The organism is Bradymonas sediminis (genome assembly GCF_003258315.1).
GTDB classification, from domain to species: domain Bacteria; phylum Myxococcota_A; class Bradymonadia; order Bradymonadales; family Bradymonadaceae; genus Bradymonas; species Bradymonas sediminis.
This window is the reverse complement of sequence record NZ_CP030032.1, coordinates 4332328-4356539: the sequence shown is the minus strand read 5'-3', so window position 1 is coordinate 4356539 and position 24212 is coordinate 4332328. Positions and strand designations below refer to the sequence as shown.

Here is a 24212-nt window from a genome sequence, read left to right as displayed (position 1 = left end):
ATTCTTTGGCTGGAGCGGGCATGGATTTCGATTTTCTCAAATATGTCGATCAGAAGAAAAGCCCGCGCAGCGGGCGCGAGGAGAAGACGGGTTTTGGCGAATATGCCTTCGCCGGCGATATCCGCGTGCTGCGCCAACTCCAGCGCGCCCGGCCGGTGAGCCTGGTGGCGCGCTCATCGGTGCGCTTTTGGAAATCCTTCCAAAAAAACGAACTCCTCGGCAGCAGCGTGCGCATCAGCCCGCGCCAATTCCCCGCGCTCTACGACACGGTGGTGGAGTGCTCCGAGACGCTGAGCATCCCGGTCCCCACGGTCTATGTCTCGCAAAATCCGAATATCAACGCGGGCACCTACGGCACCGATGAGGAGTCGTTTATCGTCATCACCTCTTCGCTGATCGACCGCTTTGAGGACGAGGAGTTGAAGTTCGTGATCGGCCACGAGTGCGGGCATATTCAGAATAATCATGTTGTTTACCGCACGGCGGCCGAGTTTCTGCGCAACGGCGCCATCAGCATGGTCAAATACGCGGTGGTGCCGGCGACGGTGGCGTTGAACGCGTGGAGCCGGCGCGGCGAGATCACGTGTGACCGGGCAGGGATGATCTGCGCGGGCAGCGAAGACGCCGCCATCAACGCGATGCTTAGGCTTGCGCTGGGGAGCAAGAAGCTCTTCGACGAGCTCGACCTCGAGGAGTATCTCTCCCAGCTCGAAGGCGTGCAGGACGGCGTGGGCCGCTTCAAGGAATATTTCGAGACCCACCCCTATCTTCCCAAGCGCATTCAGGCGGCCAAGCTCTTCGCCCAGAGCGAGTATTTTCGCCATTATATTGGCGACCGAGGCGGGCGAAGCCTCGACGAGGTGGACCGCGAAGTTGAGAAGTTGATCAAGGTCATGTGAGCGCACCCGCTGGTTGCACCCTAAAATAACGCCCTTAAAACTCCGAAAACGGCGATTGAACTCATGAGCGACTCCAAAGAGAACGAACCCAAGAAGACCGACCACGAAGACACGACGCCCCATATTGTTCTGGGTAAATCGCGCGAGGAGCGTGAGCGTGTGGAGCCGGAGGCGGTGGCGACGCCGGAGGCGGCGAAGCCCGAAGTCGCCAAAGCTGGCGCCGAGGTCAACGAGCCGCCGAAGTCCGAGTCCAAATCCCCCATTAAATCTCCCGCTAAACCGACCTCGCCGATTCTTGCGGTGAGCCGGGAGCATGTCGAGGATATGCTGGTCGAGCTGGCCGAGATCTCGGAGGAGAGCGGGCTGAATCAATTGGCGCGCGAGGTCCGCACCGAGCGCATCCCGGCGTTTAAAGACGGGCGCATGTCGGTGGTGGTGCTCGGCGAGTTCAATCACGGCAAATCGACGGTGGTCAACGCGTTGCTCGGCGAGGAGATCTTGCCCACCGGGATCACCCCGACCACGGCGGTGATTACGCATCTTGTGTACGGAGAGGAGGCGCGCGCCGAGATCCAGGCGCCGCGCGACGGCGGGCGCACTTCGGTCGCCTACGACAAGATGGGCGCGGCCATCAAACACGAAGAGAACTCGGGCGTGGAGCCCGAGTACGTCGAGATTCAATACCCCAACGAGCTGCTGGCCGACTCGCTGGTTCTGGTCGACACGCCCGGGGTGAACGACATCTCGCGCCAGAAGGTCGAGATTACCTACGGCTATGTGCCCAAGGCCGACGTTATCCTCTATGTGCTCGACGCGACCCAGGTGCTGAAGAAGAGCGAAGTGACGTTCATCAAGGACCGACTGCTTAAGGCCAATCGCGACCGCATTATCTTCGTGTTGGGCAAGACCGACGCGCTGAGCGCCGAAGATCTTCGCGAGGTCGAGACTTACGCGCGCGAGCGACTCAAGGCGCTGATCGGGCCGGTCGAGCTCTTCGCGTTTTCGGGGCGCGAAGCGCTTATAGCCCAGCAAAATGGGGCGGCGCCGCCGGCTGAGTTTACGAAATTTAGGGAGTATCTGCTCGGGTTTTTGCGCAAGAATAAGGCGCTGATCCTGCTCGATAGCGCGCTGGGAGGCGGGCTTCGGATCGCCGGGTTGCTGGAGCAAAACCTGGCGATCAAAAAGCAGGGTTATCTGCTCGAAAAAGATGAGCTGGAGAAGCGCATTCAGCGCGTGGAGTTGAAGCTGGAGCAGTCGCGTCAGTTGATCGCCGAGAATATCGACCATATCAACGAGAGCATCGGCGGCATCGCGGCGACCGCGCGTCATAACCTGCGCACGTTCGTCGACGAATTTAAGACCACGCTGCCCCAGCAGATTGAGCGGGCCGAGGCGCGCGACATCAAGCTTTATCTGGCCACCTGGGTGCAGGATTCCTTCAAGGAATGGCTGGAGGCCGAGGGCAATAAGATCGCCCAGAAGCTCGAAGCGCTGGCCGAAGAGGTCATCGAGATCACCAACGAGTCGATGCGCGAGACGGTTGGGATGCTGCGCCAGGAGTTGGGGCTGGGCGACCAGCTCGACCTCGAGATCGACACCATCGCCTACGACGTGGGCGTCTTCGCGCTCGGGACGCTGGGGGTGTCGGTGTGGATCTTCGCCAACGCGCTGGTCGGCGGGCTTTTGACGCTCACCGCGCCGATTCTGGCCTTCTTCCTAAAGGGAAAGATCGACGCCAAGCTTAAGGAGCGGGCCCGCGATGAGGGCGGTCGCGTCATCGCCGAGGTCGGCGCGAATGTGGAGGAAGAGCTGCTCCGCGTGATCCACGACTATGGTTCCAAGCTTGAGAAGTTCGTTGAGAGCGCCGGTGACCGGCTCTATAGCCAGATCCAGGAGGTCCTGGCGCAGGTGCAGACCGACGTGGCCAGCGAGCGCGACCGCGGCGAATTGGTCGCCGAGGTCGACGCCAGCCTGAAGTCGACGCGTCGGGTCGCCGGGTTGCTCAGCTCGAGCCGGGCGAAGCTGCAAAAAGAGGCCGCCGCGGCCGATTAAGTCCGCCGCGGCGACGCGTCTTTAAAGGCCTGGGGTTATGCCTGGGCCTCGTCTTTTTCGGAGTCGACATAGGCGCGCAGTGATTTTTGGATAAACTCGAGCATCGCGCCGCTTCGAATCGTCATCTCGTCCTGTTCTTCGGGCGACTTCGAGGGGTCGAAGCCCTCGTCGAAGACCGCGCGCAGAAGCTCCACGCCTGCGGGGACCTGGCCCACCTCGACCAGCGTCTCACCGAGGTTCACCAGCGTATTAAAATCAGTGGGATCCAATTCGGCGGCGCGCTTGAGGCATTTGAGCGCGGCGCCGCGTTGCTTTTGGCGCCGCCAGATGACGCCCAGGAGCGCCCAATACTTGGCGTTCTCGGGGCGCATCACGACCAGTTGCTCGAGGTAGCCGCGCGCCCGGCCGAGCTTCTTTTGGCCGTATAATTTAACGGCGGCGGCTTCGAGTTGGGCGACAACCGCGTCGGGGGTATGTCGCAGTGAGTTTTCGGTTTGATTCTCTTCGTGAGCGTTGTTGTCTTTCATTATCTTCTCGTAGGCTTGGAGTTTCGATGAATGCGTTCGGGGGCTCGAATCAGGCGCGCAGCGTGCCTCCCTGGTGGAGGATGGTCTCGAGCTTTTCGCGGGCGACAGGGGCCTGGGCGAGCAGGTCTTTGAGGATGCTCAGCCCATCGGGGTCGCTGGTGGCGATGTTGACGAGGTCGGCGCTGATTTGAATGGTGTCCTGAATCCGGGCGAGATCTTCGGTGCTGAGGCCAAATTGCTCGGCCAGGGCGTCGACGACGCCGCCCAGGAGGGTGTCGACGAGCGGAAAGTCCTCGAGGGTCATGCCGCCGACTTGCAGCCCACCGCCTTGGAGCATCTCGGCGGCTTTATTTGCCTGCGAGAGGAAGCTCGCGGCGGCGCCGCCGAAGGACTCCAGCAGCGCCCCGGGGTTCTTGAGTATATGTGGCCCCAGGGCGCTGTCGGCGGCGTCTGAGAGCCCCTTAAAGAGCACGCTGGGGTCGAAGTTTAGGTGCTCGCTGGCCAATTGAGCGGCGGGGCCGAGCAGGTCATCGAAGTCGAGTTTGCCGTCTTCGAGCGCATCCCCAAGCGCGCCGAGGATGGCCGTGGCGGGTTCGCGCGCGGCCCCCAGAATCTCGGTCGCCGACTCGCTCAGCGGCCCGAGCACGCTGTCCAACTCGCCGAGCTGCGGGCCGAACGTTTCGAGCAGCGCGCCGCCGGCGCCGACCAGGTCGCCGTCCATCAGCGAGCTGGCCGCGCCCATCGCGTTCTCGACATTCGAGATGGTCCCGGAGATGCCGCCGAGCACCTCGCCGATCTTTCCGACGTCGCCGCCGATGCCCCCGCTGAACATGCCGGTGACCCCGGCGCCGGCTTTGAGGAAGCCGGCGATTTCGTCGCCGCCGCAGGCCTTCGCGACGTCTTCGAGGGCGTCGAGGCCGTTGGCCACGGCGCCGACATAGTTGCCGGTGCAGAAGTCGAGCACCCCGCCGGCGACGTCGCCGATCCAATCGGGCAACCCTAGCGAGTCCAGCGCGGAGTTCAGAATGCCGCCGAGCCCGCCGCCCGAGGCGAGGGCGCCGATTGCGTCGTCGACGACCGAACCGAGCGGGCCCAGGCAATCGGTGACGGCTTCAAAGGTGTCCCCCAGATTGCCCACCAGGCTGCCGAGTCCGTCGGCTACCCCGCCCACGTCGAGGGTCGCCACGCTGACGGCGACGTCGGCGACATCGCTGACGACATCGGCCACTGCGCTACACGCGTTTCCAATCGCATCCAATAGACCCATCTCATCGCTCCCTGAAATTTGAAGTGTCGAATCAAACCACTCGGGGCAATCCGTGCCGCCGCAAGTGAGGAAGTCCTCGAGGCCTTCCCCTATGGTTTTCGACAGGATGGGGTGAAATGTTGCGTGTGTTTTAAAACTAAATCGGCGAGTGCGCGCTAAGGTGTTGTTTTGTTGGGGTTTTTGGTTTTTTGGTGGGGTGGGGTTTGGAAAAGTCTCTGTTTTCAAATGCCCAATTTGAGGTAAGGTCGGGGCATGAAAAAGGGGCCATCAAAAAGAGCGCTCGAGATGCATCGACGCGCGTGTGAGGCGGGGGAGTTTGGGTATATGGACCCGGAGTCGGGTCTATTTGTGATGACGTCGGTCTATCTGCGCGCGCAGGGAGACTGCTGCGCGAGCGCGTGTCGCCACTGCCCCTACTCGGAGGAGGAGCGGTGGGTGGCCGGGCGCCCGGAGGCGCCGGCGTGGCCGTGGCCGGAGTAAGCGGGGGTTAAATCTCGGCGCTTCGGCCTTCTAGAAAGATGTTATTCTGGCGGAAACCGAAATTCGAGTACATCTTGATGGCGGGCTGGTTGTCGTCCTGGACGTTGAGCGCGACCAGCGAGACGCGCTGGTAGAGCTCGTCGAGGAGCTGGCCGGTGCAAAGCGTTGCCAGTCCTTTGCCGCGCGCGCGCGGGTGCGTGACGAGGTTGCCGATGACGGCGACGTCGTATTCTTCGCTGACCACGTGGACCCCGGCGATGCTCAGCAGGCGGTCGTCGCTGCCGCGCACACCAAAATACAGGCCGGTTTCGAGCTGTGAGGGGGCAAAGAAATTGTCGGGATAGTGGGCGTAGAGCGCCATGATGGCGGCGGTGTCCCGGTGGCCAAGGCGCACGACGCCTTCGATGGAATCCAGGGGTTTATAGTCGGCTTTTTCCAGCCCCATGCGCTGCATGCGCATGGGCTCGGGGCAGCCGAAGACCTCTTGCACGACGCCGATATGCGGCTCGAGCACGTGGAAATGGAAGCGGTTGGGGATATGCTCTTTGAGGCCTTCCAGGAACTCTTTGAAGTCGGGGTCGCCGCCGACCATGAAGAGCAACGGCAGGCTCAGCCCGGTGTAGAGCAGCACGAGGCTGGCGAGGTTTCCGGCGGCATCGCGTGAGCCGTACCACTCGCAAAAGGGCAAGAAAGCCGGGTCCAAATTACCGAGAAGGTATGCGTTCGCGAGTTTGTCACGGGTGAGGAAATCCCGCAGTTCCGCTTGGTCTTTAATCTGCTCGACGGCCATCAGTGCTCCTGCGCTATTAGCTGCGTGGGCGCCGCAGGGTCACGCGCAGCGTGCCCTTTGCGAACGATTCCACGCTGGATTTAATACGTGGGCCTCTTCACACAAGTTAACGGGACAATGCAAGACCAAATCTTGGGCCCCGCTCAAATCGAGCCGCGAATGTGACGTGGAGTTTTCCTGCCTTTAAATATAGTCGATTCGGCTCAAAACGCAATTCGGCGCCAGCGCGCGGGAACGCCCCCAAACCGTCGGTTTTGGGGGCGTTCACACCGTCTGCTGCCTCGCCTTTTGGGGCGCGGGAGTGTTTATTCGGCGGCGATCATGGATTCGAGCATCTTCGGGGTCGATTTGCCCTCGGCGATGAGGCGAAGGATCTCCTCATCGAGCTCATCGGAGAGCATCAGGCGCAGCATCTTCATATCGCCGCGCAGCGACCACAGCGGGTTGCCCAGGGTGGCGGGGCGGTTGCCCTCGACGAGGAAGTGGCCGATCCAGGCCGGGCCGTAGCCGATCAGCGGGGCCAGGGCGAGGAGTTTGGGCTTGCGTTTGAACACCGCGTAGGCCGCGGTGGCCAGCGCCGCCGAGGTGCCGATGGCGTGCATCAGCCGGTTGGTCGGGTCACTGTGTTGGGCGAGGTAATATGCCCAGAAATCATCGAAATTCTCGAACTTTTCATCACTCATTATCATTCCTTCGGGTTTAATTCATGATTCTGGGCCGACCGCGGGATTTATTGCAAGTTTAGAGCGGTCGCGGCGCTTGTCGGGTACGTGCGACCCATCGTAATAACGAGCGGCTCAAATGTGCAACCGTCGAAGGCTTTTGCGCCCTCGATATCCCGCCTAACCTAAAGAAAAAGACGATATAAACGATTATGAAGCAACAAGATTTTGAGAACGCGATCGCCCTGCTTATCCAGGAGGATTGGGTCAAGCCGACCGTGGATTTGATCGCCGCCGATATGCAGATGAACGCCGGGCACGACCTGGGGCATCTTTTGCGCGTGCTGCGAAACGCGCGGCGCATCGCGGACGGTGAGATCGCGCGCGGCGAGGCGGTGGATTGGAAGGTCGTGGCGGCGGCGGCGCTGCTGCACGACGTGGTGGATCTGCCCAAAGATCATCCCGACCGCAGCAGCGCCTCGCGCCAATCGTCCGAGAAGGCCGCCGCGCATTTTCGCGCGCTCGGGGCGTTCGATGAGGCGAAGATTGAGCGCATCTTTCACGCCATCGAGGCCCATAGCTTTTCGGCGGGGATCGAGGCGCGCTCGATCGAGGCGAAGATCGTGTGCGACGCCGACCGGCTGGAGTCGGTCGGGGCGTTTGGGATTGCGCGGGTATTTCAGGTCAGCGGGCAATTGGGCGGCGGGATCTGCGATATGGCCGACCCCTTCGCCGAGCACCGCGAGCTCGACGACGTGCGCTACACGGTGGACCATTTTTATAGCAAAATGCTCAAGCTCACCGCGCGCCTCTATACGCCGACGGGCCGGGCGATCGGCGGGCAGCGCCACCGATTTATGGAGACCTACCTGGCTCAATTGGCCGACGAGATCGGCGTGCCGGTCCGCGAAGATGCGGCGGAGCCGGTGTCGAGCTGAGGCTCAGGCGTCCAGGGCGCGCGCGATGATGCGCGGGCCCGTGGGGTGGGGCTGGGCGAGCATGGCGAATTTTTCGGGGCCCATCGCGGCGCAAAAGTCGATGTCGCGGGCGTCAAACGCGGGGCGCTCGGGGTCGAGAAACTTCTGCGCCGCGTCGCTCTTTCGGATGCGCTCGGTGACCTGGGCTGTGTCGGGGCCGGCCTCGCCGAGAATCTGCGCGCGAATGAATTCGGCGCAGGCCATATCTTCGGTGCCGGTGGGGTGTGAGGCGACGAGATGGACGCGCATTTTCTGCGTAACACGCCCCTGGGCCTGCAATTCCCGCACAAAACGCGCGCTGGCCAGGGCGTTCGAGAATCCGGTCACCAACACCGGCGCGCCCTGCGGGGCGGCGCTTTTGAGGGCGTGCAGGGTCGCGCGCACGCCGTTGGTGGTCGTGAGGATCATCGTGCGCCCGGCGAAGTCGATGGTCGCGCAGGCGGCGGGCGAGTTCCCCAGGTCGAAGCCGTCGATTTTGATGGCGTCGCGCTCGCCGGCCAGGATGGCGTCGGGGTGTGCGCGCTTGAGCGCGAAGGCCTCGTCGACCTCGCCGGCGAGCAGCACGCGGGCGGCGCCGTTGTCGAAGGCGATCTGGGTGGTCGTGAAGGCGCGAATGACGTCGATGACGATATAGGCGTCGGCGGCGTCGAGGGGCGGCTCATGGCCCTGTGAGATCTGAATATCGATGGTCATTTTGGGGTGCGGGGTGTTGGGAAAAGTTCATCGTAGCGGATGCGGTGTGTGGTGCAACTCGTTGCGGCTTCGGAGGCGACCTACAGCCTGTATTTGGGGTTTTGGAGGGTCCGGGGGGCGACCTACAGCCTGCATTTAGGGTTTTGGAGGGTCCGGGAGGCGACCTACAGCCTGTATTTAGGGTTTTGGAGGGTCCGGGAGGCGACCTACAGCCTGTATTTAGGGTTTTGGAGGGTCCGGGAGGCGACCTACAGCCTGTATTTAGGGTTTTGGAGGGTCCGGGAGGCGACCTACAGCCTGTATGTCGCGATCTTGGGAGTTTGGCTGGCTTGATACAGGCTGTAGGTCGGTTTTGGGGTTATCCTGCTTTGCCGTCGGGGCGTGGGGCGGTCAGCACCGGGGTGAACTCGAGCACGAAGGCGGCGAAGGCCAGGGCGAAGAGGACGCCGGAGAAGATGACCCACTCGATATAATAGGTGGGCAAAATGATCGGCAAAAAAGTGCGGCCCAGGGCGGCCAGGCCGACGGCTGCGAAGGCGGCGCTCATCGGCTTGGAGGCGGTGATGGGGCGCCCGGTGTGCCCGAGCGAGACGCGCACCATCATGCCGATGATGAGCATGCCGATGCTGCCGACGGTGAGCGCGTGGGTGCTGGCCGAGGACGCCACCTGCGGCAACCAGATGGCCAGGGCGCGCAGGATAAGGCCGACGCCGATCCAGGCGTGGCCGACGTGGAGCACCCACAGAATCGGTTTTTTGACGGTATATTGGCCGCCCCAGGTGATCTGGCGGGCGAAGACGGCCAGGCCGGCGAGCAGCGCGATGACGCCGTTGACGGTGTGTTGGGGCCAGATAAGTTGCAGGATGATCGACGCGATGACCAGGGGGTAGAGGAGTCTTTCGAGCCCGGCGACGGTGCGCAGGCCCTCGGCGCCGGTGGCGTTTCGGGTGAACATCGGGACGATGCGCCCGCTGACCACCAGGATGATGAGGATGACCATATCGAGCGCGCCGAGCAGGGTGGCGCGGGTGGTCGAGGCGTCGAGGATGTCCATCGCGCCCAGGTGCATCACCAGGTTAGCGCCAAAGAGGACGGCGAAGATCGGCAGGAATTTATAATTTCGCTTACTCTTTGCCGCGAGGATGGGGCGGCCGACAAAGAAGGCCAGCGCCACGACGAAGGCCAGGTCGACCGTGGCCACCAGCGCCCCGGGCAGGTGTGCCGCAAAGAGCATCCCCACTCGCCCGGCCACCCACAGCCCGCAGAGGCCGGCCAGGGCCGGGCCGGTCGCGGTGGGGAGTTTGGTCCAATTGCTCACCGCGGTGAGCAAGAAACCGGCGATGACCGCCAGGGCGAAGCCGAAGACCATCTCGTGGCCGTGCCAGGTCGTCGGGTCCCAATACCCGCCGAGGTTGACCCTTCCTGTGTAGCCAAAAATCCACAACGGCACGAAGCCGGCGCCCAGCAGCGCGGCGAGCAAAAAGAAGGGGCGAAAGCCCTTGGCAAATAAATTCGACATCATGGTTCTGTACCGCCTTTGGGTGGGGTGAGCGCGGCAGCTGCGGCGCCCGATATTATAATACGCGGATCTTTGAGCAATTAGCGTGCCGAAGATGGCCTCAGGGCCAAGTGGGGCCCACAAGCACGGCAGCGAGGCTTCGCAAATAAAGGGGGCGTAAATAATGCGCGGGGCTCTTGTGATGCGCAGTATTTGCGTTTGTTGTGTTTATATCGGCTTGAAATATCGCCTTAAAACCTGCGCTAGATCATACGCTGGGCTGGAAATGCGGGCGCAAACGCAAAAATAGCGTCTTTGAGCGGGGGCTCAGTTTTTTTCTCGGGGATTTGCTTGAATCTGGCACGCTTGTCGCAAAGACGTTTGGGCAGACGCGGCGCCCCGGCATTGGGCGCGAGCGTGACCGCCAAAGTGATAGAGAGCGATTAATTGCGCGGGAGTAAAACCCGCGAAACCTGAGAGCATATAGGAGTCGATTATGACCGTTTACGAGACCAGCATCTTTGCCCCGATGAAGCGCTTCCCCAAACATATGATTTGGGTTGCGATGTTCCTTCTGCTGGCAGCCGTGGGTTGCCAGGATAACGCCTCAAGCGGCGACCCGGCCAAATCGGTGGCGCCGGTGGGCGCGGAGGTTGAGTACACGCTCGAGGCCTATATGAGCGGCTACCGCGGGGTGGGCGGTGAGATCGAGGGGAAGATCAACCCGGCGCTCAAGGCCAACGCGGGCGACACGGTGACGCTGAAGTTGATCAATAAGGAGAATATGGCCCACGATATCGCCCTGGACGGGCAGGACGTGCGCACCGAGACGGCGATGAAGATCGACGAGGTCGTCGAGGTGACGTTCGTGGCCAAAGAGAGCACCGATTATTTCTGCTCGCTGCCCGGGCATCGTCAGGCGGGTATGCAGGGGAAATTCATCGTCGAGGGTGTCGCCCCGCAGGTCGCTCAGAACGCGCCGGCGGTGGCCGGGGGCGCCGGCTCGCAGCTCTTCCCGAAGACGGGCACGCCGCTCAAGCCCATCCTGCCGGTGTCGACCGACGAGATCAGCCTGGGCGCCGACACCGTGCCCGCGCCGATTGGAAAGCGCGCGCCTGAGACGGTGGAGTTCGTCATCAACACGAGCGAGGAGATCGCCGAGCTCGAGGACGGCACGACCTACGAGATGTGGACCTTTGACGGCAAGGTGCCCGGCCCGATGCTGCGGGTGCGAGAGGGTGATAACGTCGTGATTCACCTGGACAACGCCCCGTCGAGCAAGATGGTCCACAGCATCGACTTCCACGCGGTGACGGGACCTGGCGGCGGCGCCGCGGTCTTGCAGGCGCCTCCCGGCGAGCGCCGCTCGATGAGCTTCAAGGCGATGAAGGCGGGCCTCTATGTGTATCACTGCGCCACCCCGCATATCGCGACGCACCTGGCCCGCGGCATGTACGGCATGATCTTGGTCGAGCCGGAAGAAGGGCTGCCTGAAGTCGACCGCGAGTATTATGTGATGCAGGGCGAGTATTATACCACCGAGCGTCTGGGGACCGAGGGTCACCAGATCGAAGATGCCAACCGCATGCTCGAGGAAATGCCCACCTATATCGTGTTCAACGGCCGCGTCGGCGCCCTGACCGAGAGCCGCGCGATGAAGGCCAAAGTCGGCGAGACGGTGCGCATGTACTTCGGCGTGGGCGGCCCGAATAAAGTCAGCTCGATGCATGTCATCGGCGAAATCTTCGACCGGGTCTATAAAGAGGCCGACCTTATCAGCCCGCCGGCCCGCAACATTCAGACCACGCTTGTGCCCGCCGGTGGCGCCGTGATGGTGGAGTTCGAGGTCGACTACCCGGGAACCTATATCCTGGTCGACCACTCCTTAAGCCGCGCAGACAAAGGAGCCGTGGCGATATTGGAAGTCGAAGGCGAGGCCGACGACACCATCTTCAAGAGCCTCGATGGCATCAAGCCGGTGCACTAAATGAGCATCGCAGCGGGTTGCGGGGGCGCGACGCCCCCGCAACCCGCTGCGCTTTAGCGTTTTAGCAAGTCTGTAGAAAAGAATGCGAAAGGCCGCAGCCAATAGTAAGTTTAAGCGCGCAAAAGGAGCCCACGTTATGAGTGCATCGACTGAGAAAATGACAACGCGATGGGAGAGCTCGAAGGTGCTTAAGGTCGGTGGGCTGCTGCTGGTGTTCGCCGGGTTGGTCGGGCTGGGGTGGGCGCGCAGCGCGCCCTGGCGCAGCGCGGCGACGCAGGCCGACTCGCCGGCCCCCGAGCATCAATTGCGCGGCATTCACTTTTCGCCGCCGCGCGCGGCGCCCGCGCTGGTCGCCGTCGATGATAGCGCCAAGCCCTTTAGCCTGGCGCGCCAGCCGCATCCGCTGGCGATGGTGTTCTTCGGCTATGTCGGCTGCACCGATGTGTGCCCGACGAACCTGAAGAAATTCGAGAAGATTCAGCAGATCCTGGGCCCGGAGGCCGACCAGGTGCAATTTGTGTTCGTGACGATCGACCCGGCCAGCGAGCCGCCGGCGAAGATGAAGGAGTATCTGTCGTATTATAAGGGCGAGATCATCGGCGTGACCTCGGAGACCCCCGACGGGCTCGATGAGGCCTATGAGAGTTGGAAGATCGTGCGCAACCGGGTCGAGTTGGAGAAGCCGGTCAACGGGTTGACGTATAAATACGACCATACCGGCCAGATCTTCTTGGTCCAAAACGGCGACAAGATCCCGGTCTCTTACCCCTACGGCACCTCGACCGAGACGATGGCCGAGGACCTGCAGGCGCTGCTGGCCGACCCGGCGCTCGGCACGCGTTTGCCCGAAATTGGCGAGGTGAAGGATGTGTCGATTCCGGCGGGGTCGTATCGGCGCGCGGCGCAGATGAAGCCGACGCTTCCGGCCTATATTCGGGTCAAAGTTGGCGAGGGGATTCGCTGGACGAATAACGATTATATGTATCATTTCGTGGGGGATATCTCGCTTGCCCCGGGGGCCTCGGCGACCCAGGTCTTTGATAAAGCCGGCGATCTTTATCTGGGGTGCACCGCGCTGCCCGACGAGGTGATTCGCATCTCGGTGCAAGAAGACGGGGGCGACGCGATTTAGTTGGGACCCGAAGATCGGCCGGCCGAGAGGAGCTTAGGTCGGCCGCAGCACACCTCGATCGATAGCGCCCGCAGGGATGATCCCTGCGGGCGAAATAGTGTCGGGCGCGTCCGGGTTAAATTCGGGTTGCGCCCGATTGCCTTCGTCGATATGAGCAGTCACCGAAATTCGACGTGCGTCCCATCTTTTGGGAGACGTTTTGCCGCGAATCAGGGAACGGCTGACTTATGAGTCAGTTGTTTGAGATTTGTCATTATTTGCCTCTAGAGAACCGGCTCGTAGATTTATGGAAAACGTGGATATTGCTGAAGACTTGAGTCCCTCCGAGAAAATTAGCCTCTTGCTTGAGAAGGTCGAACCCGGCTCGGTGCGCTATAACGCGCTGCAGGCGGCGCTTGATTTTAAGGGAAGTTGGGTGGAGCTGGGGCGTCACCTCAAAGAGGTTGAGGCCGAAGAGCTGTGGAGTCAGTGGGAGTATTCGAGCGTCACCGAATATTATAAAAACGAACTTTATCTCGGCCGCGGCGAGATCCGTAAATTGCGCGAGGGCTATGAGTGGCTGCAAAACGAGGCCCCCGAGCTGCTGGAGTGGCGTGATGAGGCGTACGGCGGCAGCGGCGGTGAGCGCCGCCCGACGCCAGATATGGACACCGTCGACCAATTGTCGCGCGGCTGGCAGGAGGCCGAGCAGGAGCGCTTGCCCCAGGAGACCTACCTGGAACTCAAGCGCGCCGCCTTGGCCGGGGAGCGCTCGGCGTCGCAATTGCGCCGCGAGTTCAAAGAGGCGATCCCCGAGCACCTGCGCGATAAGCCGGAGCCGAATCCGCGCAAGCATCTTAAGCGCGCGCTGGATGCCCTGGAGAAGGCGCTCAATGAGATCGAGCAGGCCGATGGCGAGGATAATAACCCGGAGCTCTTCGAGCGCGCGCGCCAGCTGCGCGACGAGATCTTTCACCTCGTGGCGATGAAGGGCGAGGACGAATAAGCCGGGCGACCGTTTTTGCGCGTTGCTCACGGACGGTCAAAGCATTGGATGATAGGAATTTTGGAGCCTCCTGTTTGTTCTTAAGGGAGGTGTGGGTTGTAATAAGGATGGCATTTCCGGGTCGGGTGGAACCGGATTCGGTTCATCATACTTTGGCCGTGAGAGTTTAGACATGCATTATAGTGGCTCGGCAGGTGAGGGGAAAAAGCCCCGTATTCTGTGGTTTAACGCGCTCTTCTTGATTTTGACGCCGCTGGCGGCGCTGATCTTAACCCCGCTCTTTATCTATCATCACGGCGTGCATTGGGCGGAGCCGGTGGCGATGGTGGCGCTGTGGTTTTTGACCGGCATGGGCATCACCGCCGGCTATCACCGCATGTTTAGCCACCGGGCGTGGTGGGCGCCGAAACCGATCCGGGCGATCCTGCTCGTGCTGGGGGCCGCGGCCTGGCAAAATAGCGCCATCGCCTGGTGCGCCGGGCATCGCTATCACCACAAACATATCGACACCGAGGACGACCCCTATAGCATCGAGGAGGGGTTTTTGTGGGCGCATATGCTCTGGGTGATGGTCGAAGGCAAGATGCACGACGACTTCGACAGCGCGCCGGACCTGCTCAAAGACCCGATGTGTCAGTGGCAGCATAAATATTATACGGCGATCAGCCTGGCCTTTAATATCGGCGTGCCGCTGGCGCTCGGGCTTTTGACCGGGCGTGTCTGGGGGATGCTGCTGTGGGCGGGGCTTATTCGCATCGTGGTGGTCCACCACTTCACCTTCTTCATCAACTCGGCGGCGCATATGTGGGGAAGCCGTCCGTGGAACCAGGATATGAGCGCGCGCGACAACGGCCTGCTCGCCCTGTTCACCTTCGGGGAGGGGTATCATAACTTCCATCACAGCTTCCCGGGCGACTATCGCAACGGGTTTCGCTGGTACCAATTTGACCCGACCAAGTGGACCATTGGCCTGCTGCATAAGGTCGGTTTGGCGCATGATTTGCGCCGCAGCAGCATCGATCGCCGCCTGCGCAAGCGCTGCCAGACGCTGCGTGAGCGCTACGAGGCGCAGATGCACGAATGGAGCGAGGGGCTGCGCGAGCAGGTGCAAGCCGCCGAGCAGAGCCTGGACGAGGCGCTGGCCGAGATGCGCGCCAAGCGCGCGGAGTGGTCGCGCCGCGCCGGCGAGATGCAGGCGCACGCGCTGGAGGAGTTGGAGCACGCGCGCATCGACGCCGAGCGTCGCGCGCTCGAGGCGTTCCGCGCCTGGCATAATCTGATCCCGGCGGCCGCGCGGAACTAACGCGCGGGTCGAGGGCACAAAAAAAGAGCCGGTGCGAGAAATCGCACCGGCTCTTTTTATGCTTTAAATCGGATAACTCTCAGCGAGAGATTAGCCGCATTTTCCGCCGAGAAGACCGGCTTTGAGGCCCTTGTTCGGGGGCTTCGGTCCGAGCCAGATATTGAGGAAGAATTGGGTCGTGTCGGCCCCTTTGATGACGCCTTTGACCTTGCCCTTGACCTTGACCTCCATGCCTTTGCCCGGGGTGTAGGTATATTCCATCTCCTGGCCTTTTTTGATGCCGCTCATCCAGCTCAGGAGCTTGTCAAATTCGGGCTTGAGCTTTTTCTGGGTGGCCTTGGGGGCTTTCTCGAAGCTCTCTTTGTAGGCGCCGGCGACGTCACTTTTGTCGACGTCGCGCACAAATTTCATGACGAATTTGATGGGCTTGCTGGTGTCCAGGAGTTCCTTGGAGCTCTTGGATTTCTGCGTGACGTAGATCCCGGCGACGTAGACGTCGACGTTGAAGATGGTCGCTTCGCGCATTCCCAGGCCGTTGAGGACCAGTTTTTGGCCGTCCACGGTGACGGTGTCGGGGAATTTAACGCCTTCGCATTCGGCGGCCGAGGCGTTGGCGGTAAAACCGGCGGTTACGGCGAGTAGAGCAAGTGCTGAGAGCCATCGTTTCATGGTGAATCTCCCTTTTAGGGTAAAATTTGTGCCGAAGTGGCCCAAATTAGCGAATATCTTAGACCAAAATCATCTTGCATTGAGAATCACTAGGGTAATGAGCATCGGCGTTGGGCGCAAGACGCGCCGCGTCGCGGGGGCCTCTCCCTAAGTGTTAAGCTCAGGTCGCTATTCTGCCACACCGCTTCGACGCGATGGCGCTCGCGTGTATTCATCGAGCGTCAAACCCAGGGTGCGTTAGTCCACCCACTCGCTGCGCACGCGCTCGAGGTCTTCGACCGTGTCGATCTCGCGCCAGCCGCCGTCAATCGGAACCCATCCGATGTCGATGCCCCGGGCGATCATCTCCTCGAAGAGGTCGGTGAGGTAGGCTTTGCGGAATTTCTCGGCGGCCTGAAAGGGGTCCTCGTCGCCGAATTTGGCGCGCACGTCGCGCCAGACCTCGCGCATCAGTTGCGCGCCGCGCGCGGAGTATTTGGCCAGGCCGATAAATTCACCGACCGCGTTCTCTTTGCCCACGCGTTTTCCGACGCTTGTGACGCGCTCGCCGTCGACCTCGACCAATTCGGCCTGGTCGACCGGGTGGTCGTGGCGGCCCTGGTAGGCCAGGTGCCACTGGCGGTCGACGACCAGCGCGATATCGTGCGGGGAATCGACGGCCTTTTTGACCACTTCCGGGGTGTAGACGATATCCGAGTAGCAGCTGAACAGCGGGCCTTCGATGGCCTCTTCGGCGCAAAAGAGCGAGGCGAGGATATTATTTTGGCGGAAGTTGGCGTTTTCGTGGTAGGTCGCTCCCTCGACGCGCAGCCGCTCGGCCAGGTAGCCGCGCACGATGTGAATGTCGTGCACGCCGTTTTGGCCCAGGGCTTCGAGCTGGTAGCTCAGGATCGAGCGGCCGCCGACCTCGACCATGCATTTGGGACGCTCTTCGGTGTGATGCTCCAGACGACTGCCCAGACCGGCAGCGATGATAATTGCGCGCATGATTTTTTGTCGTGTGAGGGGATTTGTGAAGCGAGAATGGCGGCGAAAGCCCGGCGTGATGCGGGGGTCTACTTGACAACAAATAAGCGCCGAGTACGTTTCGCACAGCCCAGATTATTCGCGTCAGGTGCGCTGATGCGCCTGACTGATTTATATGATTTTTTTAGCTTAGATGCCAATTAATATTCAAAAGGAGACGAATCGTGAGTGAGTACGATGTAGTGGTAATAGGCAGTGGTCCTGGCGGTTATGTCGCGGCGATTCGTGCGGGACAATTGGGCCTGAAGACGGCGATTGTGGAGCGCGAGCCGACCGAGCGCCTGGGCGGCACCTGCTTGCTGCGCGGGTGTATCCCGACCAAGGCGATGCTGCACACCGCGGACCTGGTGTCTGAGGCGCGCCACGCCGAGGACTTCGGCGTATCGGTGGGCAAAGCCGAAGTCAATATGGAGAAGATGGACGAATATCGCTCGCGCGTGATCCAGAAAAACGCGGGCGGCGTCAAATATTTGATGAAGAAGAATAAGGTCGACGTCCTCTTTGGGCACGGTCGTATCGCGGGAAAAAATAAGATCACGGTCGAGGGTCAAGACGGCAAGGTCACCACGGTGACGACCAAGCACTGCGTGCTGGCGACCGGCAGCGCGTGCCTGCACCTGCCGTTTATCAAGATGGACCACGAGCGCGTCATTGACTCCGACGACCTGCTGGCGATGAAGGATATCCCGGAGCACCTGGTCGTCATCGGCGCGGGCGCGGTGGGCAGTGAGTTCGCCAGCGTGTTCCTTCGCTACGGCTCCGAGGTCACCCTGATCGAGATGGTCGACCGCCTGCTGCCGATCGAGGACCGCGAGGTCTCCGCCGAGATCGAGAAGTCCTTCAAGAAGCAGGGCATGAACGTCATGACCTCCTCGAAGGTCACCGAGGTCAAGAGCGACGCCAAGGGCGTCGAGATCGTCGTGGAGAGCAGCGTCGACGGGAAGACCGCGTCGAAGACCATCAAGGCGTCGCATCTTCTGGTGGCCACCGGGCGGCGCGCGGTCACCGACGATTGCGGCATCGACAAGACCAATATCGAGCTCGAAGAGCGCGGGTTCGTGCCGGTCAGCGAGTATATGCAGACCTCCGAGGACTGGGTTTACGCCATCGGCGATATCGTCAACACCCCGGCGCTGGCGCATGTCGCCTCGCACGAGGCGGTGCTGGCGGTGAACCACCTGGCCGGAGAAGAGGCGCACCCGATCAATTATGAGCATGTGCCCAATTGCACCTACGCCTCGCCGGAGGTTGCGTCGGTGGGGCTGACCGAAGAGATGGCGCGCGAGCGTGGCTACGATGTGCGCGTGGGCGTGTTCCCGTTCTCGGCGGTCGGCAAGGCCGCGATCCTCGGGCAGACCGAGGGCTTCGTGAAGATCGTCAGCGAGACGAAATACGACGAGTTCCTGGGCTTGCATATCATCGGGCCGCGCGCCACCGAGTTGATCGCCGAGGGCGCGGTCGCGCTGGAGTTGGAGTCGACGGTGGCCGAGATTCTGCACACGATTCACCCGCACCCGACGCTGTCCGAGGCGGTCGGTGAGGCCGCGCACGCGCTCTACGGCGCGCCGATTCATATCTGATTCTTGCGGGTAAGAATCGGGTAGCAGCATCTTAATCGCGGCGCGACATCTGTCGCGCCGCGATCTTTTTATCGAGTTTTTTCACGACGCGCCGCGACCCGGCGCGTCAACTTTCGCGAGGCGACCATGGAAGACAGCACCTATTTTATTCATGCACGTCAGTTACTTACGATGCCTGAGGAGGTCGCGTCGCTTCGCGCCTATGATCCGCGCGCGTCGGCGGCCGAGTTGGAGGCGCGTGAGCGCGAGATCGTCGGGGCGATCGACGACGCCGGGATCTCGGTGGTGGACGGCGAAATCAAGTGGTTTGGCCCCTGGGCTGAGCGCCCCAAGCAGGCCGATTCGGGCAATGTCTCGGTGATCGAGGTCGACCTGGCGACGCCCGGTTGGGTGGATTGTCACACCCACGCGGTGTTCGCCGGCGAGCGCGCCGACGAGTTCGTGATGCGCAACGCGGGCAAGCCCTATGTCGAGATTCTGGAGGCCGGCGGCGGCATCTTAAATTCGGTCGACCACCTGCGCCGAACCCCGACGCGCGACCTGGCCGATCTGCTGGTGAAGCGGGTCTTTGAGTCGGTGCGGGTGGGCGTGACGGCGCTCGAGATCAAGAGCGGCTACGGGCTGACGGTGTCGGATGAGCTGAAGTCGCTTAAGGCGATTAAGATGGCCGCCGACATGGAGCTTCCCTGCGAGCTGATCCCGTGCTTTTTAGGGGCGCACGCGGTGCCGCGCGAGTTCCGAGACCGCCCGGATGCCTACGTCGATCTGGTGTGCAATGAGATGATCCCGCAGGTCGCCGAGCAGAAATTGGCGGCGTATTGCGACGTGTTCTGCGACCGCGGCGCCTTCACGGTCGCCCAGGCGCGGCGGGTGCTTGAGGCGGGCAAGGCGCACGGGCTGATCCCGCGCATCCACGCCGACGAGCTGACGGACGCCGGCGCGGCGCAGCTCGCCGCCGACATCGGCGCGTCGAGCGCGGACCATCTGGAGTTCACGCCGGATTCGGCGATCGCCGCGATGGCCGAGGCGGGCGTGGTCGGCGTGTTAATGCCCGCGGTGAACCTGTTTTTGGGAACCACCGGGCATCTGGCGCCGGCCAGGAAGCTGCTCAACGCGGGCTGCGAGGTCGCGGTCGCCAGTGACTTCAACCCGGGCAGCGCGATGACCCAGGACCTGGGGATGATGCTCACGCTGGCGTGCACGCTGTATAAGATGACGCCGGCTGAGGCGCTGCGGTCGGTGACGATCGGCGGGGCGAAGGCGCTTCGTCGCGACGATATTGGGCGCATTCGCGTGGGCCATCGCGCCAACCTTACCCTGCTCGCCGCGCCCTCAATGAGCTATGTGCCCTATCATTTCGGCACGAACCATGTCGCCGGGGTGATCCAGGACGGCCAATTCGCGTATTGGACCGATAAGATCGAGATCTAAGCCGGCGCGATCGCCGCGAAATTATACCCAAATGGCGCCCGAAACGGGCGCCATTTGGGCCTCTGGAGTCGACGCTGGCGTCGGCTGTGCCTATGTTATTTGGAGTCGCCCGCGGGTGCGTCTGCGCGCGGCTAGGTAGTGCTCGGAATAACTTCTCGGTTCGAGGGGGTTGAGTCATCAGTGCGTTTTCACTATACTTCCGAGTAGATTCACGACCCACCAACCAGCGAGGCACGCGGCCATGGCAATCACTCCCAGAACAATTTTTAGCAGTCCAGCTTCGGCGACGGTCGCGACCGTGGCGCTCCTGGCATTTTCAGCGGTCGGCACGCTCGCCTATCAGGTCGCGAATCGAACGGCCCCCGAGGCGCGCGTTGTTCAAATGACGAAGACCTCGACGCGCTGCGATTCGGTGCGTGAGGTGGTCGGGCCGAATATGGCGCGATGGTCCGAGAATGAGTGGATCGTGCTGGCGAGCTGCTACGAGAATCAGAATGATTCGTTGGCGGCGGCGCGGGTGGCCAAGCACGGCGTTCATTTCTACCCCAGGAGTGAGACCCTGTATAATATCGCCGGGTATCATGAGATCTCGCGCGGTGAATACTCGCGCGCCATCCATACGCTGCGCACGGGGCTTCGCAATGTCGAGCGCCCCACCAGCGGCGTGATGGCCAATAACCTGGCCTGGGCGAGCCTGTGGGTGCCCAACGCGACGAGCGCGACCGAGGCGCGTGCGCTTTATCAGAGCGCGCTTCGCTATGATACCAACTCCTGCGAAACGCTGCACACCGGCCTGTGGGTTGAGTATGCGCTCGCCATGCAGAATACCTCCGGCATCCAGCAGGCCCAGGCGCTGCGTAACTTCCAGAACCTGCGCGCGCGCTATAATAGCTGCGAGAGCCGGGTCGATGATGGGCAGTGGAAGTCGATGGTCGAGGTCGTGGGCGCGAGCGTACTCTTTGAGAAGATTGACCATATGCTCGACCCCAGCACCGACCTGCACGGCGCCTACGGCGTTCGCAGCGAGGGCACCCAGTCGGTCGCCCGGGTGACCAATAAGCTGCGGGAGAATTTCTCGGGCACCTCCATCCGCGCGCTTTGCGACGAGGCGATGCCGCTGACGAGCACCCGCGCTGATTGTGTCAAGAGCGTGTCGAACGCGGTGCAGGTCGCGCGCAGCGCAGAGGCGCAGCGATACCAGCGCCATCACGGCGCCTCGACGCGCAACGCCTCGAAGGCCTTTGGATGTGGACTGTCCCGTATGGCGAACTAAACCGGGCGTTCAATCCGGGGCCCGGCCCCGAGAGAGCAGCCCGCTGGGGCGCGATGAATTCTTTCATCGCGCCCTTTTTTTATTTGCTCCGCGTCGATCCCTTCAGCCGTCTTTCTTGCGCACAATGAAGTCGAAAGCTCGCAATATTCCACCGGATGGTGTAATTGTGCGCTAAGTTTTATTGATGACTTGACGCCCCGAGCGAGTTTAAGCAACGCGTCGCGGGTGGCGCAGGAGTTTCGCGGGATGACCACGCGCCCCACATTGGCCAATCGAGGATGCAACGCCAGCCCGGCGCAGGACGCGCCGCGCAGTCTGGTTGGGCGCGTGCTCGACGGGCGATATCGCCTCGACGACGTGCTAAGCACCGGCGGCATGGGGATCGTTTTTAAGGCGACGCAGCTCAGCGTAAACCGCCAGATCGCGGTCAAGATTCTGCGCCCGGCGCTGGCCGAGCAGACCGATTTGGTGCGCCGGTTCAGCCAGGAGATCGAGGTGGTGGCGTCGCTTGCCCACCCCAATATCGTCGGCATGATAGACGCCGGGCGCGACCCCGGCGGGCTGACCTATCTGGCGATGGAGTTCTTCGAGGGGGTGACCTTTCGGGAGGGCTTGAAGTCGGGAGAGATGAGCCTGCCCGAGATTCTCGACGTCTTCGTGCAGACCTGCGAGGCGCTGATGGAGGCGCACGCCGCGGGCATTATCCATCGGGATTTGAAATTCGATAATATCATGTTGGGGCGGCACCGGGACGGGCGTTTGCACGTCAAGATCTTGGACTTTGGCGTGGCGAAGTTGCTGTCGCGCGACACGCACTTGACCCGCAACGGGGAGGTCCCCGGGACCCCGGGCATCATCGCGCCGGAGCTTATCGACGAGAAGCCGCCGACCGGCCAGAGCGATTTATATAGCCTCGGGGTGATGCTCTATACCGCGTTGAGCGGGGCGGCGCCGTTTCGCGGGGACAATGACCTGGAGCTGATGCGCGCCCACAAGCTTGAGCCGGTGCCGTCGCTGGAGGGGCGCGTGAGCAATACGGTCACGCCGGAGTTGCTCGCGTTGACCTGCGAGATGCTCGAGAAGGCGCCCGAGGACCGCCCCAGGGGGGCCAGTGATGTGCGTGACCGGTTGGTGCGGGTGGCGCAGGGGCTGCGCCACGACGGCATCACCTATCCCTATAACCCCGAGGTGGACGCCAAACCCACGCTCCAATGGGCAGGCAAGGCCGGGCTCTATGAGTCCGACGGCGAGCCCGATGACCTGTCGATGATGCGCGAGCGCGGCCTGGCGCGGCCTCGGCCGTCGCAGCGTGGTCCGGTGGAGCGCTTCGTGCGCGCGTTTTTCGGCGAGGTGCCCGTCGTTGCCCCGATGACGGTGGTGTTTATCCTCTCGCTGCTGCTCTTCGTGCTGATTTTAACGATTATTTATCTGCTGACCCACGGCTTTGGTATCGTCTGAAGGCGCGGGGGGCGTGAACTTCAAACCTTGTCAGCGCAGGCCTGAGCGGATACAGATGAACTTATTACGGTAGTTGTTTTAATAACTAAGTTGACGCGAACGCTAAATACATCCCGCGCTAAATATAAAGGAGAGGCAAATGGCTGGAACGAACGAAATGTCGCTGTACGAGCAGGTTAAAGGCACCGTGGAATGGCTTCAGGAGCGCATTCCCGGCGTGCCGGAAGTCGCCATGATCCTGGGCAGCGGCCTGGGCGCATTGGTGGACGAGTTTGAGGACGCGATCTCGCTGGATTACTCGCAGATTCCGGGCTTCTCGGAGTCCGCGGTTCAGGGGCACGCGGGCAAGTTGGTGTACGGGCGTCTGTCGGGCAAGAACGTCATCGCCATGGCCGGGCGCGTTCACTATTACGAGGGTTGGACGCTCGACGAGGTGACCTTCCCGGTGCGCACCTTCGCGCTGTGGGGCATCAAGCGCCTGCTGGTGACCAACTCGGCCGGTGGCGCAAACCCCGAGTATACCCCGGGTGAGTTGATGGTTATCAGCGACCACCTCAACCTCACCGGCGTGCATCCGCTGCGCGGCGAAAACGACGAGCGCTTCGGCACCCGCTTCCCGGATATGAGCTACGCGTATGACCCGGAGTTCCGCGCGGTGATCCTCAAGGCCGGTGAAGAACTCGGCCTGAGCCTTCGCACGGGCGTCTACGCTGGCATGTCGGGCCCGAGCTATGAGACGCCTGCCGAGATTCGCATGATTCAGACGCTCGGCGGCGACGCGGTCGGCATGTCGACGGTGCCGGAGGTGATCGTTGCGAATCACGGCGGCATGCAGGTCGGCGGCATCAGCTGCATCACCAACCTGGCCGCAGGACTTGGTACCGAGCGCTTGAACCACGACGAGGTCAAGGAAACCGCAGACCGCGTGCGCGGTGAGTTCACCTCGCTGGTGCGAAAGACCATCGAAATTCTATAAATCTGGCGCGACTCGCCGGCGAAGGTCGTCGCGTTGCGCGGCCTTCGCCCGAGCGTCCACTTTAGAAAGGAAGGTGCCTATGGCTGATCGACAGAATTCGACCTCGCAGATCTCCGAGCAAACCTGGGATGCGCTGTATAAGGCAGCGGCCGAGGCGCGCGAGCGGGCGTATGCGCCCTACTCAGAATTTTTGGTTGGCGCGGCACTTTTGATGGAATCCGGCGATATTTACGCCGGCGGGAATGTCGAAAACGCGTCTTATGGGGCGACGATATGTGCCGAGCGCAGCGCGATATGCAGCGCCGTGGCCGGGGGCGCGCGCCGGGCGAGCGCGTTGCTCGTCATTACCGACACCGAACAGCCCGCGGCGCCCTGCGGGATCTGCCGCCAGGTGCTCTCCGAGTTCTCCGATGATTTGCCCATTATGATGGCGAATACGCAGGGGCAGCGTGTGCCTACGAGTCTGGACGCGCTGTTGCCATTTCGCTTCGGGAAAGCTGACCTCGATAAATAATTGCCTGACTTTGCGCTGACTGCCCACCGCCTT

At 62.0% G+C, this 24212-nt stretch carries 22 protein-coding genes; 14 read left to right on the top strand and 8 right to left on the bottom strand.

Going from position 1 to position 24212, the window contains the following annotated elements:
- The first annotated feature begins 20 nt into the window (after positions 1-20).
- Positions 21-899: a M48 family metallopeptidase gene (locus tag DN745_RS16445; protein ID WP_111336502.1), complete on the top strand. Its 879-nt coding sequence runs from the start codon at positions 21-23 to the stop codon at positions 897-899.
- Positions 900-962: 63 nt separating this feature from the next.
- Complete coding sequence (locus tag DN745_RS16440; protein WP_111336500.1) at positions 963-2951, top strand: dynamin family protein; 1989 nt, start codon at positions 963-965, stop codon at positions 2949-2951.
- A gap of 35 nt (positions 2952-2986) precedes the next feature.
- Here the strand turns inward: DN745_RS16440 and DN745_RS16435 are convergent, their stop codons facing one another.
- Positions 2987-3478 (bottom strand): tetratricopeptide repeat protein, encoded by a 492-nt coding sequence (locus tag DN745_RS16435; protein WP_111336498.1) that lies wholly within the window; start codon positions 3476-3478, stop codon positions 2987-2989.
- A gap of 49 nt (positions 3479-3527) precedes the next feature.
- Positions 3528-4745 carry a hypothetical protein gene (locus tag DN745_RS16430; protein ID WP_133621930.1) on the bottom strand — a complete coding sequence of 406 codons (1218 nt, stop codon included), beginning with the start codon at positions 4743-4745 and terminating at the stop codon, positions 3528-3530.
- 285 nt (positions 4746-5030) lie between these two features.
- Between DN745_RS16430 and DN745_RS19420 the strand changes: the two genes are divergently transcribed.
- A complete protein-coding gene (locus DN745_RS19420) occupies positions 5031-5225 on the top strand; it encodes a C1orf53 family protein (protein ID WP_133621931.1) in 195 nt (64 codons plus the stop codon).
- Positions 5226-5232: 7 nt separating this feature from the next.
- Here the strand turns inward: DN745_RS19420 and DN745_RS16425 are convergent, their stop codons facing one another.
- Together DN745_RS16425 and DN745_RS16420 are read right to left on the bottom strand one after the other, a co-directional pair.
- Positions 5233-6015: a GNAT family N-acetyltransferase gene (locus DN745_RS16425; RefSeq protein WP_111336494.1), complete on the bottom strand. Its 783-nt coding sequence runs from the start codon at positions 6013-6015 to the stop codon at positions 5233-5235.
- 305 nt (positions 6016-6320) lie between these two features.
- Positions 6321-6698: an Mpo1-like protein gene (locus tag DN745_RS16420; RefSeq protein ID WP_204355026.1), complete on the bottom strand. Its 378-nt coding sequence runs from the start codon at positions 6696-6698 to the stop codon at positions 6321-6323.
- Positions 6699-6889: 191 nt separating this feature from the next.
- On the opposite strand from DN745_RS16420, the gene DN745_RS16415 reads away from it, so the two are divergent.
- Positions 6890-7615 (top strand): HD domain-containing protein, encoded by a 726-nt coding sequence (locus tag DN745_RS16415; protein ID WP_111336490.1) that lies wholly within the window; start codon positions 6890-6892, stop codon positions 7613-7615.
- Positions 7616-7618: 3 nt separating this feature from the next.
- Here the strand turns inward: DN745_RS16415 and DN745_RS16410 are convergent, their stop codons facing one another.
- The gene (locus DN745_RS16410; RefSeq protein WP_111336488.1) at positions 7619-8347 is read right to left on the bottom strand and encodes a 2-phosphosulfolactate phosphatase; all 729 of its coding nucleotides are present in this window, start codon (positions 8345-8347) and stop codon (positions 7619-7621) included.
- Between the two features lie 358 nt (positions 8348-8705).
- Positions 8706-9869, bottom strand: a complete 1164-nt coding sequence (locus tag DN745_RS16400; RefSeq protein ID WP_111336484.1) for an NnrS family protein — start codon at positions 9867-9869, stop codon at positions 8706-8708.
- Positions 9870-10341: 472 nt separating this feature from the next.
- Here DN745_RS16400 and nirK point away from each other — a divergent pair, with 472 nt between their 5' ends.
- From nirK to DN745_RS16380, 4 genes are all read left to right on the top strand, one after another.
- Positions 10342-11832, top strand: coding sequence for a copper-containing nitrite reductase (nirK, locus tag DN745_RS16395; protein WP_111336482.1), 1491 nt, complete (start codon positions 10342-10344; stop codon positions 11830-11832).
- Between the two features lie 136 nt (positions 11833-11968).
- Complete coding sequence (locus tag DN745_RS16390) at positions 11969-12964, top strand: SCO family protein (RefSeq protein ID WP_162687736.1); 996 nt, start codon at positions 11969-11971, stop codon at positions 12962-12964.
- Positions 12965-13259: 295 nt separating this feature from the next.
- Complete coding sequence (locus DN745_RS16385) at positions 13260-13949, top strand: hypothetical protein (protein WP_133621932.1); 690 nt, start codon at positions 13260-13262, stop codon at positions 13947-13949.
- A gap of 172 nt (positions 13950-14121) precedes the next feature.
- Positions 14122-15252 carry an acyl-CoA desaturase gene (locus DN745_RS16380; protein ID WP_111336476.1) on the top strand — a complete coding sequence of 377 codons (1131 nt, stop codon included), beginning with the start codon at positions 14122-14124 and terminating at the stop codon, positions 15250-15252.
- A 90-nt stretch (positions 15253-15342) separates the two neighbouring features.
- Here DN745_RS16380 and DN745_RS16375 read toward each other — a convergent pair whose 3' ends face one another.
- Both DN745_RS16375 and DN745_RS16370 read right to left on the bottom strand, forming a co-directional pair.
- The gene (locus DN745_RS16375) at positions 15343-15921 is read right to left on the bottom strand and encodes a chalcone isomerase family protein (protein ID WP_111336474.1); all 579 of its coding nucleotides are present in this window, start codon (positions 15919-15921) and stop codon (positions 15343-15345) included.
- Between the two features lie 237 nt (positions 15922-16158).
- Entirely contained in the window at positions 16159-16908 is a 750-nt protein-coding gene (locus tag DN745_RS16370) for a phosphocholine cytidylyltransferase family protein (protein WP_111336473.1), read from the bottom strand.
- A gap of 203 nt (positions 16909-17111) precedes the next feature.
- Here DN745_RS16370 and lpdA point away from each other — a divergent pair, with 203 nt between their 5' ends.
- The 6 genes from lpdA to cdd all read left to right on the top strand — a co-directional run bounded on the left by lpdA (position 17112) and on the right by cdd (position 24179).
- Positions 17112-18527: a dihydrolipoyl dehydrogenase gene (lpdA, locus tag DN745_RS16365; RefSeq protein ID WP_204355025.1), complete on the top strand. Its 1416-nt coding sequence runs from the start codon at positions 17112-17114 to the stop codon at positions 18525-18527.
- A gap of 126 nt (positions 18528-18653) precedes the next feature.
- Positions 18654-19958, top strand: coding sequence for an imidazolonepropionase (hutI, locus tag DN745_RS16360; protein ID WP_111336469.1), 1305 nt, complete (start codon positions 18654-18656; stop codon positions 19956-19958).
- Positions 19959-20199: 241 nt separating this feature from the next.
- Entirely contained in the window at positions 20200-21231 is a 1032-nt protein-coding gene (locus DN745_RS16355) for a hypothetical protein (protein WP_133621933.1), read from the top strand.
- A gap of 246 nt (positions 21232-21477) precedes the next feature.
- Complete coding sequence (locus DN745_RS16350) at positions 21478-22689, top strand: serine/threonine-protein kinase (protein ID WP_133621934.1); 1212 nt, start codon at positions 21478-21480, stop codon at positions 22687-22689.
- Between the two features lie 139 nt (positions 22690-22828).
- Entirely contained in the window at positions 22829-23665 is an 837-nt protein-coding gene (locus tag DN745_RS16345; RefSeq protein ID WP_204355024.1) for a purine-nucleoside phosphorylase, read from the top strand.
- Between the two features lie 79 nt (positions 23666-23744).
- A complete protein-coding gene (cdd, locus tag DN745_RS16340; protein WP_111336463.1) occupies positions 23745-24179 on the top strand; it encodes a cytidine deaminase in 435 nt (144 codons plus the stop codon).
- Positions 24180-24212 lie beyond the last annotated feature (33 nt).